Origin of the sequence: Nocardioides lacusdianchii (assembly GCF_020102855.1) — a bacterium.
Taxonomy (GTDB): Bacteria; Actinomycetota; Actinomycetes; order Propionibacteriales; family Nocardioidaceae; genus Nocardioides; species Nocardioides lacusdianchii.
Map to the genome: position 1 here is coordinate 16,204 of NZ_JADHZD010000005.1, position 14,802 is coordinate 31,005.

Below are 14,802 nucleotides of genomic sequence, written 5' to 3' on the forward strand. Positions count from 1 at the left end.
CATGAGCAGCTCCACCCCGCAAGAGTCGCGGCCCGCCAAGCGCCGCAGCCACCTCCTGGACCCCAATGCACCCCGTCCCGTCTACGACCCCGACGCCGAACGCAAGCTGATCCACGTACAGCAGTGGGTCATGTCTACGCTGGCCGTTATCACGTTCCTGCACCTGGCGGCCGGCTTCATCCTCGGCGCCTGGGCACTCGACGACCCGGGGCCGGGCGCCGTCATCGGCCTCAACGTCCTCGCCGGGATCGTCGGAGTCATCTCGATCGCAGCCGCGCGGGCGATCCACCACCGCCGCATCCTGTCGTGGTGGCTCCTCCTCGGTGCGCTCATCACGCCCCTAGGGCTGTGGCTGACCGGGTCCTGAACTCACGAGCCGTTGCTAGGGCGCGGCCCGCCGCGCCATGGACCCTTGATGAATCCCGCCGCCTCGGGCGGTCATAGAAAGTGAACCCCATCTTGGGAGGGTGGCGTGAGCATGGACTGGGTACCTCTTCACAGCGCTGGCGAGCCCCAGCTGGCGACTCAACCAAAGGCTTCTCGTCCTCTTGGCGCTTCGGGTGCGGAGGTCAACACATGCAGACGGTGAGCGGGGTACAGCACGCCGGCGAGGTGCTTGCCCTCTTCACCAGTGACGCCCCGAATGGGGTGCCGCCGGTGTCGGGCGAGCGCTCGGAATGTCGAAGTCTCATGCCCATCGGCTCCTCGCGACGCTGGCTGGGATCGGGCTCCTCGACAGGGTGAACTCGAGTGGCCGCTTCCGGTTGAGTTGGGTATGGCTCTCCTACGCATCTGCGGTGCTCGCCTCGGACCGGCTCGTGACCGCGGGGATGCCCGTCCTGCGCAGGCTGGACCAAAGCTTTGGGGCCGAGTCGATGATGGCCGTGTGGCGCGATGGTGCGGTCTTCGGCCTGCGGTCACGAGGCATGCGAATGGTGACCAGGATCGAGCTCAAGGACTGCCCGTTGGTGGGGTTGGTGCTGATGGCAGGCTTGACCGACGACGAGGTAGACGCAGTTGTGGCCTCAGAGCACGTCCGCAACGGATTGTTCGGCCGCGCAGATGTGCACTCCTGGGTGCGTCATGTCCGCTCCGGAGGGGTACTTACCAGGACCGCCGTGCAGGATGGCGGCGACTGGGTCTGCGCCGCCCCCGTCCTGGACGGCGGGCAGGTGGTCGCCGTCGTCGCTGCGTCATGGCCTGCAACATCCCTTGCATCGGACCACCTGGCCGCGCTGGCAGTGAAGAAGGCGGCGCTCAGCGTCACGTCGTCTCTCGGACGCGGCGCGAGCCGACCCAGAGTCGACCTCACGCCCCCGGGTCGGAACGGGAGATCGCCGTGCCATCAACTCGGGTCTCCCGACGCCCGGTAGACACGAACATGGTCGATGGTGAACGAGACCGGGAACACCACGTCGGCCGCGAGGGCGCCTCCGAAGTTGCCGCCGACGGCGAGGTTCGCCAGCAAGAAGAACGGGTGGTCGAAAACCCACTCATGGGGCGCGACATCGGTCGGTGAAGCTTGATGAAATGCTGCGCCGTCGACCGCCCAGACGATCTTCTGCGGTGACCACTCCACCGTGAACTCGTGCCAGTCCTCGGCCACGGGGCGGCCGATGTCGAGGAAGCCGTTGAACGACTCCCCACCTGCGTAGCCGGGGCCGTGAATCGTCCCGAAAACTTGGTCCGGCTCCCGACCGACGAACTCCATGATGTCGATTTCGCCAGTCTGGGGCCACCCGACCTCACCGAAGTCGGCGCCGAGCATCCACAGTGCCGGCCACGAGCCGGACCCAGCGGGCACTTTGACTCGGGACTCGATACGCCCGTAGGTGAACTTCTGCTTGCCCGCTGTGATCAGCCGCGCCGAGGTGACGGTGCACGGGCCGTACCAGCATTTCAGGTCGGTCGTGGCCGGGTCGACCTCTCGCGCCGTGATGACCAGGTGGCCCTCCCCGTCGAGGGCGGCGTTGTCTGCGCTGTCGGTGTAGTACTGCAACTCCTCATTGCCCCACCCGCTACCGCCGATCTCGTGGCTCCAATACTCACCATTGGGCGGCGTGCCAGCGTCCCCCTCGAAGTCGTCACTCCACAACAGGGTCCACGGGTCCTGGGCCGAGCCGGAAGTTGAGGCCGAGCCGGAAGTTGGGTCGGGCTCGTCTTCAGTCGTGGCGTGCACAACAAGTGAGCTCACCAGAGCCACCAGCACCGCCAGGAACTGCCACAGTCGGCGCGCACGGGTGCCACGACCTAGAGCAGGTCGTGGCACCCGTGAGCCGAGTGTGTCTAACCGGCACTCGGGCCAACGCCGCCACCGGGCGACGACGCGCTCATGGCAAGTTCGCTGCCCTCACTGCACGAACCACCCGGAAGTCGCACCCTGCCCTCGAGGCGGATGTCTGCCGAGGACGCCCCGACCGACAGGTTCACCGGTCCGGCAGGCATAATCCAGCGGCCGTCGTCGGTATCCCAATAGGCGAGCGACTTGCAGGCCAGCTCAACGGTGACCCGCTTTCGCGACTGTCGCTGAATGTCGACCCGCGCCCAACCTGCCAGCTGGGTCACCGGCGTCCCGACACGTCCAGGCAACCCGCCCGCATACACCTGTGCCACTTCCACGCCTCGGCGCTGCCCTTGATTCCGGACAGTGAAACTGGCCCTGACCGTGCCGTCCTCGACAGCGAGCGCGAGATTGCGGTAGCGGTAGCTGGTGTACGAAAGGCCGTAGCCGAACGGGAAGAGCGGCGTTGCTCCCGCAGCCGCGTACCCGCGGTATCCGACGTCGACGCCTTCGGTCAGTTCAACGTCCCGGGTCTCCGGGAACAACAGTGAGTTCCGGATCCCCAACTCGTCCGTCGCCTGGGTCTCCGTAGCGGGATGGCCGGCTGGACGCCTGTGGACGTGCTCAGTCGACACACCTCCGCCGGTGCCATGGCCGAGGGGCGGCGCCTCGACCTCGACAACCGATCGCGCTCTGAGGGCGAGGTGCGGACAGTAAGCCGATCGGGTCCCAGCACGCCTGCCGGGACCCGAGCACGGTCCGTGTGAGCCTCAGTTGTGGCGATCAGGACGCGAGGAGTTCCTTCATCGTCTCGATCTCGAAGGCCTGCGTCTTCTCGATGGTCTGGGCCAGGTCGACGGCGCCGGGGTTCTCGCCGTCTGCCTGCTCGGTCTGGGCCATCTCGATTGCGCCCTCGTGATGCTCGATCATCATCGACAGGAACATCTCGTCGAACGCCGACCCGGACGCAGACGCCAACTCCTCCATCTTGTCGGACGACATCATGCCCGGCATGTCTTCCATGCTGCCCGCCCGCCGTGGTCCATGCCACCCATGTCACCGCTGCCGGTGTCGGGGACGTCCTCAACGCCTCAGCCACGAGCTCATCTTCTCGGTCTCGGGCTCTTGGACGGCACTGATGTCCGCGGCGAGGTCCTTCACCCCTTGGCTCTCGGCGTCGGGCCGGAAACTACCGATTCGCTCGGTGTGGTGAGGGATTCGCCCTCGCTTCCGATCTCAGGATACCCGTCCAGTACCGAGTAGCACGGGCCCAATGTGGACCGTAGGTGGTACCGGGTCGAATCACTCAGGCGAGCTCGGAGACAAGATCAATGATGTGACGCAGCAGCGGGACCGCGATCGACTGCTCCTCGGCGGTGAGGGATGTCCAGGCCACCGCCAACCGGTCGGCAACCAGGCCGCGCTTGGCGGCCAGGAGTTGCTCCCCGCGCTCGGTGAGCGTGAGTACGCGTCGGCGTCGATCGTCCACGGCTGGGATACGGCACAGCAGGCCGGCCGCTTCCAGCCCGGCGGCCTGTTGGGTCACCGTGGGTTGGCTCAGCAGCGTGTATGCCGAGATGGCGGCGATGCCCTCGCGACCACAAGCCTGCACGGCGTCCAGCAGTACCAGCTGTGGCACGGTGACGTCCTCGAAAAGCGGCTGCAGTCGGCCCCTGGTCCGCCGAGCGACTGCGAGCAGGGCCAGCACCGCATCGGCGAACTGTTCCCCGTCAGTCGTCGTCTGGTTCCGTGTACGGTCAACGCCGACCGCTTCGCCATCAGCACCCATACGCGCTCCCCTAGGTCGATGCCGCCGACTGACAGGACCGGCCGTCCAAGGCGGATCAGCAGTCGCGTGTGCCGTCACGCTACCGGCCGCCGCCGGCGGCTACCGCTCAGCAAGGCGTCAGGCGACTGTCTGCGTGCTCACTGGGCAATGTTGCTCATTGGGCAGGCCCGGTCATACTGAGGGCATGGATCGTGGGTTGCGGGACCTCAAGCGGGAGGCGACGGCGCAGGCGCTGGCCGAGGCGGCCTTCGAGCTGACCCGTGAGCGCGGGTTGTTCGGGTTTGTCACTGCGGACGTCGTGGAGCGGGCGGGCTACTCCCGGCGCACCTTCGCGAACCACTTCTCCTGCAAGGAGGAGGCAGTCGCCGCGGTCGCGTTCGGGGGTGTCGACGACGCCAGCGCGATCCTCGCCGACCTGCCGGAAGACCTGCCACTGCTCGATGCCCTGTTGTCCGTGATGAGGGATCAGTTCACCGCGGACACCTTGGTGAGGATGCGCGAGCTGATGGCCATGGCACGGCAGTACCCGACGCTCGAGCCGTACGTCCTCAGCGTTCAGCAGCGCATGCGCCACACCGCCCAGGAGCTCTTGGGATCCGCAGCCGGGGACCGCTATCCCGCCATCTACGTGCCGCTGCTGTTCGGCGCCGTCTATGGCGCCGTGATGGCCGCCTTGGAGGGAACTCTCGACGTGCACCTGGACGGCGAGAACGACGCCACCCCCGCATCGATGGACTACGCCTCGTTCCTCGATCTCACCTTCGACTACCTGCGCCACGGCCTCTAGCCACCGCCGCCCCGCCCCCTCAAGGAGACCCAGAACCCATGTCCACATTCTTGTACCGACTCGGACGAACCGCATTCGGCCGGCCGTGGCTGTTCATTGCCGGTTGGGTGGCGGTCCTCGCCGCGGTCGTCGGTGCCGTGGCCATCAACGGGGTGAACGTCAGCTCCGAGATGAAGATCGAGGGCACCGAGGCTCAGACCGTGCTCGACCGCGTGGCCGATGAGCTTCCCGCGGCGTCGGGAGGCCAGGCCAGCGTCGTCTTCACTGTGCCAGGCGGTGAGCGCCTCGACACTCCGGAGCGTCTTGCGGTGATCAGCGGCACCGTCAGCGACGTCTATGCCCTTGAGAAGGTCGTCAATCCCCTGGACGCCGCTCTGGGTGCCGGGGAGCAGGGCGGACCGGGCACTCCTCAGGAAGGTGCTCCGGCCGATCCCTCAGCCGGGACGGAGCAGGGGCAGGCGCCTCCCTACCAGCCGCTGGTGGTGGACGGGGCCGCGGTGCCCGGCGTGCTGGTGTCCTCGGACGGGCAGGTCGCACTGTTCCAGTTCCAGTTCACAGTCGCCTCGACCTCATTGACCGATGACGACGTCACCTCGGTGGTCGAGGTGGTGGAGCGTGCCGAGCAGGGAACCGGGATCACCGTGCTCCCGAGCGACTCGCTCAAGGCCATCGAAATCCCGGTCGGTATTGGTGAGGTGATCGGTCTCGCCGTCGCCGCTCTCGTGCTGGTGCTCACCCTGGGTTCGCTGATCGCGGCCGGTCTGCCCCTGATCACCGCCCTGGTCGGCGTCGGCATCGGCGTGGGTGGCGCGTACGCGCTCTCCACGGCCGTCGAGATGAACTCCGCCACCCCCGTCCTCGGTCTCATGGTCGGCCTCGCCGTCGGCATCGACTATGCGCTGTTCGTCGTCAACCGGCAGCGACGGTTGATTCTCGATCGGGGACTCAGCGCGCAGGAGGCAGCGGGCAGAGCGGTCGGCACCGCGGGCAGTGCTGTGTTCTTCGCCGGCCTGACCGTCCTTATCGCGCTGACCGCTTTGACCGTGATCGGCATCGCCATGCTGTCCACGATGGCACTGGTCGCGGCGTCCACGGTCGCCTTGGCCGTGCTCATCGCACTGACCCTGCTGCCCGCCCTGCTGGGGCTGGTCGGGGAGCGGATCTGCTCCGACAAGGCCCGATCCCGGCGCCGCGCCAAGGTGGAGGCGGAGTCCCACAGCGTCGCCGACCACTGGGTCAAGGGCGTGATCAGGTTACGGTGGCCCGTCATCGCAGGAGTGGTCGCGATCCTGGGCGTGATGGCGATCCCCGCTGCCAGCATGAACCTGGGCATCCCCACCGGCGAGACCGCGAACCAGGACACCGCCGCCCGGCAGAGCCACGAGGCCGTCTCCCAAGGCTTCGGTGAGGGATTCAACGGCCCCCTCCTGGTCACCGCAGAGCCCACCGGCACCGCAGACCGCGTCACACCCGAGCTGACCGACAAGCTCCTCGCCGAGTTCCAGGACCGAGACGACATCGTGCTGGCCGCGCCGGTCGGCGTCAACGAGGCCGGCGACCTCGCCGTGTTCAGCATCATCCCCACCTCCGGCCCCAGCGACGAGGCGACCAGCGACCTCGTGAAGTCGCTGCGCGAGCCCGACAACGACATCGCCCAGGACAACCAGGTGCAGTTAGGCGTCACCGGGTTCACCGCCATCGGCATCGACATGTCCGACAAGCTCGCCGACGTCCTACCGCTCTACCTCGGCATCATCATCGTGCTGTCCGTCCTGATCCTGACGCTGGTCTTCCGCTCGATCGTCGTCCCACTCAAGGCCACCGCCGGCTTCCTGCTCAGCATCCTGGCCACCTTCGGCGCCACCACCGCCGTCTTCCAGTGGGGCTGGCTCAGCAGCCTCTTCGGGTTCGACACCGGCGGCCCGCTGATGAGCTTCATGCCGATCATCGTGACCGGCATCCTCTACGGCCTCGCCATGGACTACGAGGTCTTCCTGGTCTCCTCCATGCGCGAGGCACACATCCACGGCCAGCCAGCCCGCCAGAGCGTCGTGCATGGGTTCGACCAGGCCAGCCGCGTCGTCGTGGCAGCCGCGATCATCATGGTCGCGGTCTTCTCCGGCTTCATCTTCAGCCACGACATCATGATCAAGCAGATCGGCTTCGCCCTCGCCGCCGGCATCCTCATCGACGCCTTCATCGTCCGGCTGACCCTCGTCCCCGCGCTGATGGCCTTCTTCGACGAGCGAGCATGGTGGCTACCCCGCTGGCTCGACCGCCTACTGCCCGACCTCGACATCGAGGGCGACAAGCTCCTGACCATGCTCAACCAGCAGGCCGAGGCCACCGACCGACAAAGCATCGAGGTCAGCAACTGAGGGACCGAAGCGTCGAGAGACGAACGCCGGGGCACGTCCTGGAGGCCTCACCACACCGATCCGGACCGCAGCCAGGGCCCGAACGCAATCGACCACCAATCCCTGACGGCGCCTCGATCACCGAGGATCGCTCATCCAGGATGTCGGCGGTACTCGGCCCAGCGCTCGAGCATGCCCTCCGTCTCGCCGCGCAGGAACGCGATGAACTCTGTCGCCTCGGCCAATCGGTGGCCGCCGCCGTTCGCGCCGAGCTCGACGGCGGCGGACTCCACCACGGACTCCCACTGCTTGAGAACCGGGATCCAGGCGGCCACGATCATGCCGCACACGTCGCCCTCACAGACCCGGTAGAACTCGGCCCTCCTCCCGGGTTCGCGCTCCTTGACCACCATCCGTGTCGCGGTGAGATGCCGCACGGCCCCCGAGATTGCGGCCGGACTGACCCGGACCCCGTCCGCGAGCGCGGCGGCGGAGTAGCGGTCAGCGTCGTCGGCGAGCATGTAGGCCAACACCCTGGCGGACATCCGTGGGATCCCGGCTTCGTTCAGGATCAGGGCAATACGCTCGACCACGCGAAGCAGCCCCTCGCTCTCGTCCTGCCAGCGGCTCGGCAGCATCTGCTCAGCATCGCTCATCGAGCCAGGCCCATCCGGGTATGCCCGTTGGGATAGCAGCCCTCAGAGATCCCCCTGCGAACGCAGATCCTGGAGGCGTCCGGGCTGTGGGGGTCTGTTTCAAGGTCGGTGCCAGCCCCGGCGCCTCCAGGTCCGAGACCGGCCGGAAGGGGCGGGCCCGTCGTTGAGGTGCGCTGGATCGCGTTCGCGGAGGTACTCCTCAAGGTCGCCCAGCCCGCGGGCGATGTCTCGACGCAGCCTGCGTTCGGCGAAGAACCGTAGGCGGGGCGCAGGATGGTCGCGAACCCACTCGGTGTACATGAACTGCCCCATGCACCAGCATGCACCGAACGCGACGCTGCCAGCCACCAGCGTCCACCACACGACTGCCAAGACATCCCACAGGGCGTTCCCCAGCTGTTGCCATGCCGGCCCGTACGGATTCCCGTATCTCACCTCACCCACCTCCAGCCGTGGCGGCCGAACCCGGGGGATCGCGATCACCCGTAGGTAGCGGTCGGCGCCAGCCTACGCCGAAATACATAGGAGGAAAAGGGTAGAAGTAGAGGGTCCAGCCGCCCACGGCGCCACGCCTGTCCCTGCAGTGGGCGTGCAGTGGGCTACCGATGGCGTTCATCGCCCGGCGTTGCCGCGTCTGGCTGAGCGAGTTCGGCAGACCACCAAGAATCGGCGCACTCAGCATTGTCGCCTCCGCTTTGAGTCGTCGTTGCCCGGATGTCGTGTTGACCACGTATGCAGCCTCGTTGCCCTTCGAGCACCATCGTCCGACACTGTCAGGATGGCGGCACCGGCCTCGACGAGGTGACGCGGTCGCTGACCAGTGACGGACAGGCTGAATTTCATGAGGACTGCCACGCCCCGGCGTGTCGCGTCCGCTCTCCTGAGCCGCCAGCCCTTCGTCGACGGCCTTTGGACGGAAAACTAGGCGGGTGGGGTATGGAGCAACCTTCTGATGGAACGGCGGCCGTGAGCCCGGTCAGAGCACGACCAGGGCGCCGGCCGGGGCACAGTTCTACACGCGAGGAGATAGCTCAGGCAGCCCGCGAGCAGTTCGCCGCTGGAGGCTACGACCGCGTCACCCTGAGGGCGGTCGCAGCACAGGCGGGCGTGGATGCCGCCCTCGTGGCGTACTTCTTCGGCTCGAAACGAGAGCTGTTCGACGAAGTCGTCAACTCTTCTTCGGATTCGTCCGCGCTCATGGCTCGGCTCCTGGACGGGGACCCGAGGCTCGTGGGCGAGCGCTTGGCAAGACTGGTGATCGAGGCACTCGATGAGACGGGCCGGCGAGAGCGCATCCTCGGAACCCTCCGCACCGCGGCGGTCGAAGCCGACACCGCTCGCATGATTGGCGAGAAGTTCACCACTGATCTGCTGGAACCGGTCGTGTCCCATCTCGGGGTCGGGCAGGCACCATTGCGCGCCGCGCTCGTGATGTCGCAGATCCTTGGCCTCGCCTTGGCTCGCCACGTCGTCGGCCTCGAGGATCTGACCTCTGCAAGCCAGGACGAGCTGGTGGCCGCGCTTGCTCCCACGTTGCAGCGCTACTTGGTCGGCGACATCTCCTGACTGGCGTCCGGCTGTCCCCAAACATCGCCCACTTGCGATCTGCGTCTGGTGGCACTGCTGAGCCGCTACACCTGGAGGAGTAGCGCTTATCCCGGCGCCGCTCCGGCTCTGGCCACGCGAGAGACGCTGATGAGCCGGCTGTCGGTGGACACCTCGCTGTGGCTGGCCGGCGTTTTCATGTTCATCACCGGCGCCGGCATAGGGATGGTGATGCAGGTCCTCGTGCTGGCGACCCAGAATGCGGTGCCCCATGCCGACCTCGGCGTCGCCACCTCCGGCGCCACCTTCTTCCGCTCCCTGGGCGGCGCGATGGGAGTCGCCGTCTTCGGTGCACTGCTCACCCACCGGCTCCGCGACACCATCCCCGCCCAGCTGAAGGCGGCCGGGGTGAGCGCCGACCAGATGCCCGCCGGGTCCGCCCCCCCAGGGCAGCCCCGAGCAGATCGCCGCGCTACCCGAGCCCATCCATCTCGCGGTCACCAGCGGGTTCGCCGAGGCGCTGAAGACCACGTTCCTCGCCGCCGTACCGTTCGCGATCCTCGGGTTCGTCATCCTGCTGTTCCTGCGGGAGACCCCGTTGCGACAGACCCGGGGACACACCTCGGGCGAGGACCTCGCCGCCGCGTTCGAGACCTCCGTCGACCCCGACGCACATCTCACCGACGACGAAGACACCCCACGGCCCGAGAACCCCCCGCCCCCGGGGAGGCCACCCCGCCGTCGCTAGGCAGGCCCGGTCCCCCCGGCGTCCGCGCCCCCGTCGGCTGCGAGGATGCGCAACGCCTCGTCGGCATGGGCCTCCATCCGCAGCTCACTACGAATCACTCCCCGCACGCGCTGGTCGGAGCCGATCACGAAGGTGCTCCGCCGCGGCGGCAACCCGAGAAGATTCCGCTGCGCACCGTAGGCAACAGCCACGGCCCCCTCGGCGTCGGAGAGCAACCGGTACCCCAGGTCATGCTCGGCGTCGAACTGACGCTGACGAGCCACGGAGTCGCGGCTGACCCCCACCCTGGTCGCACCGGCCGCCGCGAACTCCGCAGCCAAGTCACGGAAATGGCAGCTCTCCGCGGTACAGCCCCGACTCATCGCCAACGGGTAGAAGAACAGCACCACCGGCCCGGCCACGAGCAGCCGACTCAACCGGACCGGAGTCTCATGCTGGTCGGGCAGCTTGAAGTCCGGAGCAAGGTCACCGACACCTATCGGTCCGCTCATCGACGACCCCATCCGGTACCGGCCAGTCGGTTCGGATCGCCGGACACGCCGCTCAGCCCAGGTCGAACAGCGGGTCGGTCAGGGTGAGCCCCAGATCAGGGCCGGCCCAGCCGTACAGGACCAACACCATCAGCGCCGCCCCGGCCAGCGCCAGGTCTTTGAGGAACTGGGTCTGCTCCATCATCCGCTGCTGAGGATCCTCGACGCCCCACGGGCCGTGCATGACCACCGCCGTCGGAACCAGGAAGACCACCAGGAACAGCGCGCCCAGGTCGCCCCATACGCCCAGCAGGACCATCAGTGCGCCGGCCACGATCAGCAGCCCCGTCCCGAAGACCGCTGTCGGGGCGAGCGCCTGAGGAACCCCGCGCGAGGCCGTGTACTGGGCCATCATCTTGGTCTGGGTCAGGTGCCCGAATCCCGACATCAAGAACAACGCGGCGAACAGGATGCGCCCCACCAACACGAGTACGTCCACGGTCAGCCACCAGACCTTCCACGTCGAGGTGCGGAGCAGAACTGTGGGCCGTCCGCTCCATGGCCATCCTAGCCACAAAACTTACGTATGGTAAGTACTCTTCGTAAGTGGTGTTGAAAGTGGGTGTGCCCTGCGACGACGTGACCCCGCCGCGCGTGGTGTCCGGCCAAAGGTTCCTCGCGACGAACCGAAACGTCATGATGGACCAGTGACGCAGCAGAGCAGCACTCCCGGACAATGGCCGCCTGGCCACTGCCTCGGCCTGCAGCAAGCGCTGGAACTCATCGGCGGCAGATGGACGGGCAGCATCCTGCTCGCAGTGCTCTCCGGAGCCCGGCGGTTCAGCGACATCCGCGTCGCCGTGCCTGGCGTATCGGATCGGCTGCTGTGCGACCGCCTGCGCCGGCTCGAGGCCGAGGGACTCCTTGAGCGTCACACCGCCACGGATCCGGGCCTGGTCGGGTATTCCCCGACCGCGGCAGCGCAGGCGCTCGTGCCCGCGCTACGCGCGTTGTCAGACTGGACCACGCATTGGAGGGGCGGGACCGGGCGCGAATCCGACACCGGGCCCGGCCGTTGAATCCGAGCGCCGTCCTGAGCTGTTCGTGCTGCTCAGGTTGTACCAACCGCTGCCGAGACTCTGAGGCAACCGCCACCAGGATCGGCACCCACGGGACTGCAGACCTTCGGAACACGAGGCGTCGGGAAGTACGGCGCCCGACGATGGGCCCGTCATCGCGGCATGCCCTGGTTGAAGTGGGTCACGTCCACCGAAAGGAAGAGGGCCGTGGCGGAGGCGACACGCGACCCTCCGAGCTGCTTCATGTCGGCTTCCATGAAGAGCTTGCGCCCTTCTGTCCGGACGACCCTGGCCGCGAGATCGTAGGTGGTGCCGAGGATGACCGGTGAGTCGTAGAGCACCTCGAGCTTCCGGGTCACCGCAGGACCGCCCGTGAGGTAGAGCAGGAACCCGAAGAGGTCGTCGAAAACGGTTGCTACGGCACCGCCGTGGGCGATCCCGGGGGCGCCCACGTGACGTTCGTCGAAGACGTGGGTCGCGTGCACCTCCTCGCCTCGACGACGGGCGGTGAGGTGGTGGCCGTGTGGGTTGTCGGGGCCACAGGCGAGGCAGTGGGTGTGGTGCGGCGGAAGCTGAGCACCATCAGCGTGCGGCCGGAACTTCTCGTTCCAGCTGGCGAGGAGCTCCTCCATGCTGCTCACAGCGGCTCACTCCGCCGCTGGTCGCGACTGCCAGGTGTCGCGAGACCGTCGAGGACCAGCTCGCTGACCGCGGCAGAGAAGCGCGCTGCGTCGGCGGATGGGTCGGCGGACGGCCCCTCCACGGCCGCGCTGAGGCCAGCGAGGGTGATGGCACCGAAGACGCTCAAGGCCACGGCGCCCGGATCGGCGACCTGGCGCAGCGACCCGTCGGAGACACCCTCAGCCAATAGTTGCTCGATCGGTTCGTAGAAGGCAGTCCGCAGTGCCGCCGCCAACTCGAGCAGCCGGGTCGCGCGTCCGAGGTCGCCGACCAGTGCCCGACACAAGGACGGGTGCTCGAGCATCACGCCCAGCTGCGCTTGCACAGCCGCCTCCAGTCGGGTCCGCGCGTTCTCCTCGCTCGCCACCGCAACACCGACCGCCCCGGCGATCATGTCCAACAGGTCGCCGAGGAGAAACTCCAGCACCGCGTTCTTGCCGTCGAGGTGGTAATAAATCGTGGCCTTGGGGATGCCCGTGGCCTCAGCGATGTCTTCGATCTTGGTGCCGTCCAGACCGCGCTCCGCGATCAGCTCCGCCGCCCCGTAGAGCTGACTGGCCAACTTCGCTGGAAGCTTCCTCATCCCACACGTCTCCGTTCACTTGCCGCCCAGCTCGGGAGGTCACGGCTCTCGACCTACGCGACATCGTAGTTGTACTTCCAGTACAAACCATGAGTTCAGGAGATGACGTGGTCAACCGAGCGACCTCGGGTGGGCGGCACGCCCGTCGCCCCCACCCACCTGTCCGTACTCGACGTCGATCACACCGAGGGCCGCTGATGAAGGAGCGACCGCGAAGGAGATGTTCGGGGAGCGACCAGCCACTGACCGATAGCCCGTTCGACGCCGAGGTGATCGCCGATCCCTATCCCCTCTACCGAGAGCTGCGCGCCAACGCCCCGGCCCACTGGTCGCGCAAGGCCAACTCGTGGGTCCTCCGCCGGTACGACGACGTCTCCGCCGCGCTCGCCGACCCGGCGACGTACTCCTGGCAATAATGCATTTGACCCCGGATGACCTCCTCGCATTCAACACACACGAGCCGAGCCAAGGTCATCCTCAAGGGACGATGCCCCCTTGCCTGCGGGCGACTGATGCTGGTTCAAGGCATAGCGATCCACCAGGACACATGTGCCTCGCCGGGACTCGGCGGAGGTGGTCAGAACGTGCAGCGACGAACCAGCCAGCATCCAGGGTTGTGCCGAGGTTGAGCAGGCGATCGGATCATCGTTCTCGCAGAGCGCGTTCCTCCTGCGCTTGCCCGCGTCCACCTCGGGGAGGTTGCCGACGAGCACTCGGTCGAGCTTGTCGATCTGGCGCGCACTGTGATAGCCACCGCCGTCGGGTGCGCCATCACCAAGGTTGCCCCAAAGACAGGCGCCCGACGTCGTGGAGATCCTCGACCAGGTATGTGGCGATCTGCTGTCGTAGGCACAACCGTACGGTGCGGATTGGCATTCCAATGTGAGACACATCCTTCTCGATGCCCCACGAGAACGTCCCGCCCACCTCCTCCTCGTTTGCTCCTGGTCAGCGCGGAGTCGCTGATTCAGTACAACCGGGACCTGCGGATGGTATTCGGGGCGACCACCTACCGGGCCCATGCCCAGATGCTCGCCGCAGGCGACCAGATCGAGTAACTCGGACACATGGGTCACCCCCATGCCGGGCCTTCTCGCCATTGTGGCGGCACCCCTGGTCCCGTTGGCCGAACCTCGTGCGGGACCTGAGCAGGCCAGCCCACTGACCAATGCCCGGGCGTCCCGGATGACCCGTCCGCGAAGCTCGCCGGTGACGGGGCGCTCTGCGGGGAGAGCTCGTGTCCGGACCGGCCTACCTTGACGGCAACCACGCAAATGGCCGATCTCGTCAAGGTCTCCCGCGGGCGGGCCATCAATCCTTCGTGCATCTCGACACCGGGCGAGCTGCCGACGATCGGCGAGGGTGCAGTGGATCGTTCCACTCTGCGATTGATGCAGATTCGTCACCACAGTTTGAAGCGCCCCGGGTTTGATGCCGCATTCTTGTGGGTTGAGGGGATGCGAACCATGCCGAAGAAGATCGATCCGCGGGTCAAGGGGCGATGCGTGCGGTAGGTGCTGGAGCACCTGCCGGAGTACCCGTCGCTGACCGCGGCCGCCGAGTCCGTCGCACGTCGCGAGGGGGTGGGCAGGAGACGGTTCGTCGCTGGGTCGTGCAGGCTCAGATCGACGGTGGACAGCGCCAGGGTGCGACTGGCGAGGAGCTGGCTGAGATCAAGGACCTGAAGGCCAAGGTCCGTCGGCTCGAGGAGGACAACGAGATCCTGCGTCGGGCCTCGATCTTCTTCGCGGGGGAGCTCGACCACCCCGATCGCTGATCGTCGCGCGCGGACCTATCGCGACTGGGCAAGGACGAACAGGCCGGTC

17 protein-coding genes and 1 pseudogene are annotated in these 14,802 nt (G+C 67.1%); 9 read left to right on the top strand and 9 right to left on the bottom strand.

Annotated features, from left to right (window positions below):
* Position 1: 1 nt before the first annotated feature.
* Together IRX98_RS08435 and IRX98_RS23740 are read left to right on the top strand one after the other, a co-directional pair.
* Positions 2 to 367 (top strand): hypothetical protein, encoded by a 366-nt coding sequence (locus tag IRX98_RS08435; protein ID WP_129475683.1) that lies wholly within the window; start codon positions 2 to 4, stop codon positions 365 to 367.
* A gap of 283 nt (positions 368 to 650) precedes the next feature.
* A pseudogene (locus tag IRX98_RS23740) lies at positions 651 to 1,373 on the top strand (helix-turn-helix domain-containing protein); the annotation flags it as partial.
* On the opposite strand, the gene IRX98_RS08445 reads toward IRX98_RS23740, so the two are convergent.
* The 4 genes from IRX98_RS08445 to IRX98_RS08465 form a co-directional block, all read right to left on the bottom strand.
* The gene (locus IRX98_RS08445; RefSeq protein ID WP_207083447.1) at positions 1,346 to 2,203 is read right to left on the bottom strand and encodes a glycoside hydrolase family 16 protein; all 858 of its coding nucleotides are present in this window, start codon (positions 2,201 to 2,203) and stop codon (positions 1,346 to 1,348) included. The pseudogene IRX98_RS23740 and the gene IRX98_RS08445 sit on opposite strands and share 28 nt — an antisense overlap.
* A gap of 83 nt (positions 2,204 to 2,286) precedes the next feature.
* A complete protein-coding gene (locus IRX98_RS08450; protein ID WP_207083446.1) occupies positions 2,287 to 2,826 on the bottom strand; it encodes a fibronectin type III-like domain-contianing protein in 540 nt (179 codons plus the stop codon).
* A 238-nt stretch (positions 2,827 to 3,064) separates the two neighbouring features.
* Entirely contained in the window at positions 3,065 to 3,304 is a 240-nt protein-coding gene (locus IRX98_RS23405) for a DUF305 domain-containing protein (RefSeq protein WP_372456056.1), read from the bottom strand.
* Between the two features lie 283 nt (positions 3,305 to 3,587).
* Positions 3,588 to 4,070, bottom strand: a complete 483-nt coding sequence (locus IRX98_RS08465) for a MarR family winged helix-turn-helix transcriptional regulator (protein ID WP_129478242.1) — start codon at positions 4,068 to 4,070, stop codon at positions 3,588 to 3,590.
* A gap of 184 nt (positions 4,071 to 4,254) precedes the next feature.
* Between IRX98_RS08465 and IRX98_RS08470 the strand changes: the two genes are divergently transcribed.
* Together IRX98_RS08470 and IRX98_RS08475 are read left to right on the top strand one after the other, a co-directional pair.
* A complete protein-coding gene (locus IRX98_RS08470) occupies positions 4,255 to 4,857 on the top strand; it encodes a TetR/AcrR family transcriptional regulator (protein WP_129478245.1) in 603 nt (200 codons plus the stop codon).
* A 38-nt stretch (positions 4,858 to 4,895) separates the two neighbouring features.
* Positions 4,896 to 7,235 (top strand): MMPL family transporter, encoded by a 2,340-nt coding sequence (locus tag IRX98_RS08475; protein ID WP_129478247.1) that lies wholly within the window; start codon positions 4,896 to 4,898, stop codon positions 7,233 to 7,235.
* A gap of 131 nt (positions 7,236 to 7,366) precedes the next feature.
* Here the strand turns inward: IRX98_RS08475 and IRX98_RS08480 are convergent, their stop codons facing one another.
* The gene (locus IRX98_RS08480; protein ID WP_129478249.1) at positions 7,367 to 7,870 is read right to left on the bottom strand and encodes a GbsR/MarR family transcriptional regulator; all 504 of its coding nucleotides are present in this window, start codon (positions 7,868 to 7,870) and stop codon (positions 7,367 to 7,369) included.
* Between the two features lie 936 nt (positions 7,871 to 8,806).
* On the opposite strand from IRX98_RS08480, the gene IRX98_RS23015 reads away from it, so the two are divergent.
* Positions 8,807 to 9,436: a TetR/AcrR family transcriptional regulator gene (locus IRX98_RS23015; RefSeq protein ID WP_207083445.1), complete on the top strand. Its 630-nt coding sequence runs from the start codon at positions 8,807 to 8,809 to the stop codon at positions 9,434 to 9,436.
* Positions 9,437 to 10,159: 723 nt separating this feature from the next.
* On the opposite strand, the gene IRX98_RS08490 is transcribed toward IRX98_RS23015, so the two are convergent.
* Positions 10,160 to 10,654, bottom strand: a complete 495-nt coding sequence (locus IRX98_RS08490; protein WP_129478253.1) for a peroxiredoxin — start codon at positions 10,652 to 10,654, stop codon at positions 10,160 to 10,162.
* A 52-nt stretch (positions 10,655 to 10,706) separates the two neighbouring features.
* Positions 10,707 to 11,132: a DoxX family protein gene (locus IRX98_RS08495; RefSeq protein WP_207083444.1), complete on the bottom strand. Its 426-nt coding sequence runs from the start codon at positions 11,130 to 11,132 to the stop codon at positions 10,707 to 10,709.
* Positions 11,133 to 11,340: 208 nt separating this feature from the next.
* Between IRX98_RS08495 and IRX98_RS08500 the strand changes: the two genes are divergently transcribed.
* A complete protein-coding gene (locus IRX98_RS08500) occupies positions 11,341 to 11,712 on the top strand; it encodes a winged helix-turn-helix transcriptional regulator (RefSeq protein ID WP_207083443.1) in 372 nt (123 codons plus the stop codon).
* 152 nt (positions 11,713 to 11,864) lie between these two features.
* Here IRX98_RS08500 and IRX98_RS08505 read toward each other — a convergent pair whose 3' ends face one another.
* A complete protein-coding gene (locus IRX98_RS08505; protein ID WP_224276416.1) occupies positions 11,865 to 12,344 on the bottom strand; it encodes a PaaI family thioesterase in 480 nt (159 codons plus the stop codon).
* A gap of 5 nt (positions 12,345 to 12,349) precedes the next feature.
* Positions 12,350 to 12,955 carry a TetR/AcrR family transcriptional regulator gene (locus IRX98_RS08510; protein ID WP_224275788.1) on the bottom strand — a complete coding sequence of 202 codons (606 nt, stop codon included), beginning with the start codon at positions 12,953 to 12,955 and terminating at the stop codon, positions 12,350 to 12,352.
* A gap of 218 nt (positions 12,956 to 13,173) precedes the next feature.
* Between IRX98_RS08510 and IRX98_RS08515 the strand changes: the two genes are divergently transcribed.
* The 3 genes from IRX98_RS08515 to IRX98_RS08525 all read left to right on the top strand — a co-directional run bounded on the left by IRX98_RS08515 (position 13,174) and on the right by IRX98_RS08525 (position 14,753).
* On the top strand, positions 13,174 to 13,392 hold the full coding sequence (locus IRX98_RS08515) for a hypothetical protein (protein ID WP_224275792.1): 219 nt from the start codon (positions 13,174 to 13,176) through the stop codon (positions 13,390 to 13,392).
* 858 nt (positions 13,393 to 14,250) lie between these two features.
* Positions 14,251 to 14,490 carry a hypothetical protein gene (locus IRX98_RS08520; RefSeq protein ID WP_224275795.1) on the top strand — a complete coding sequence of 80 codons (240 nt, stop codon included), beginning with the start codon at positions 14,251 to 14,253 and terminating at the stop codon, positions 14,488 to 14,490.
* Positions 14,491 to 14,588: 98 nt separating this feature from the next.
* On the top strand, positions 14,589 to 14,753 hold the full coding sequence (locus IRX98_RS08525; protein ID WP_224275797.1) for a hypothetical protein: 165 nt from the start codon (positions 14,589 to 14,591) through the stop codon (positions 14,751 to 14,753).
* The last annotated feature ends 49 nt before the right edge of the window (positions 14,754 to 14,802 follow it).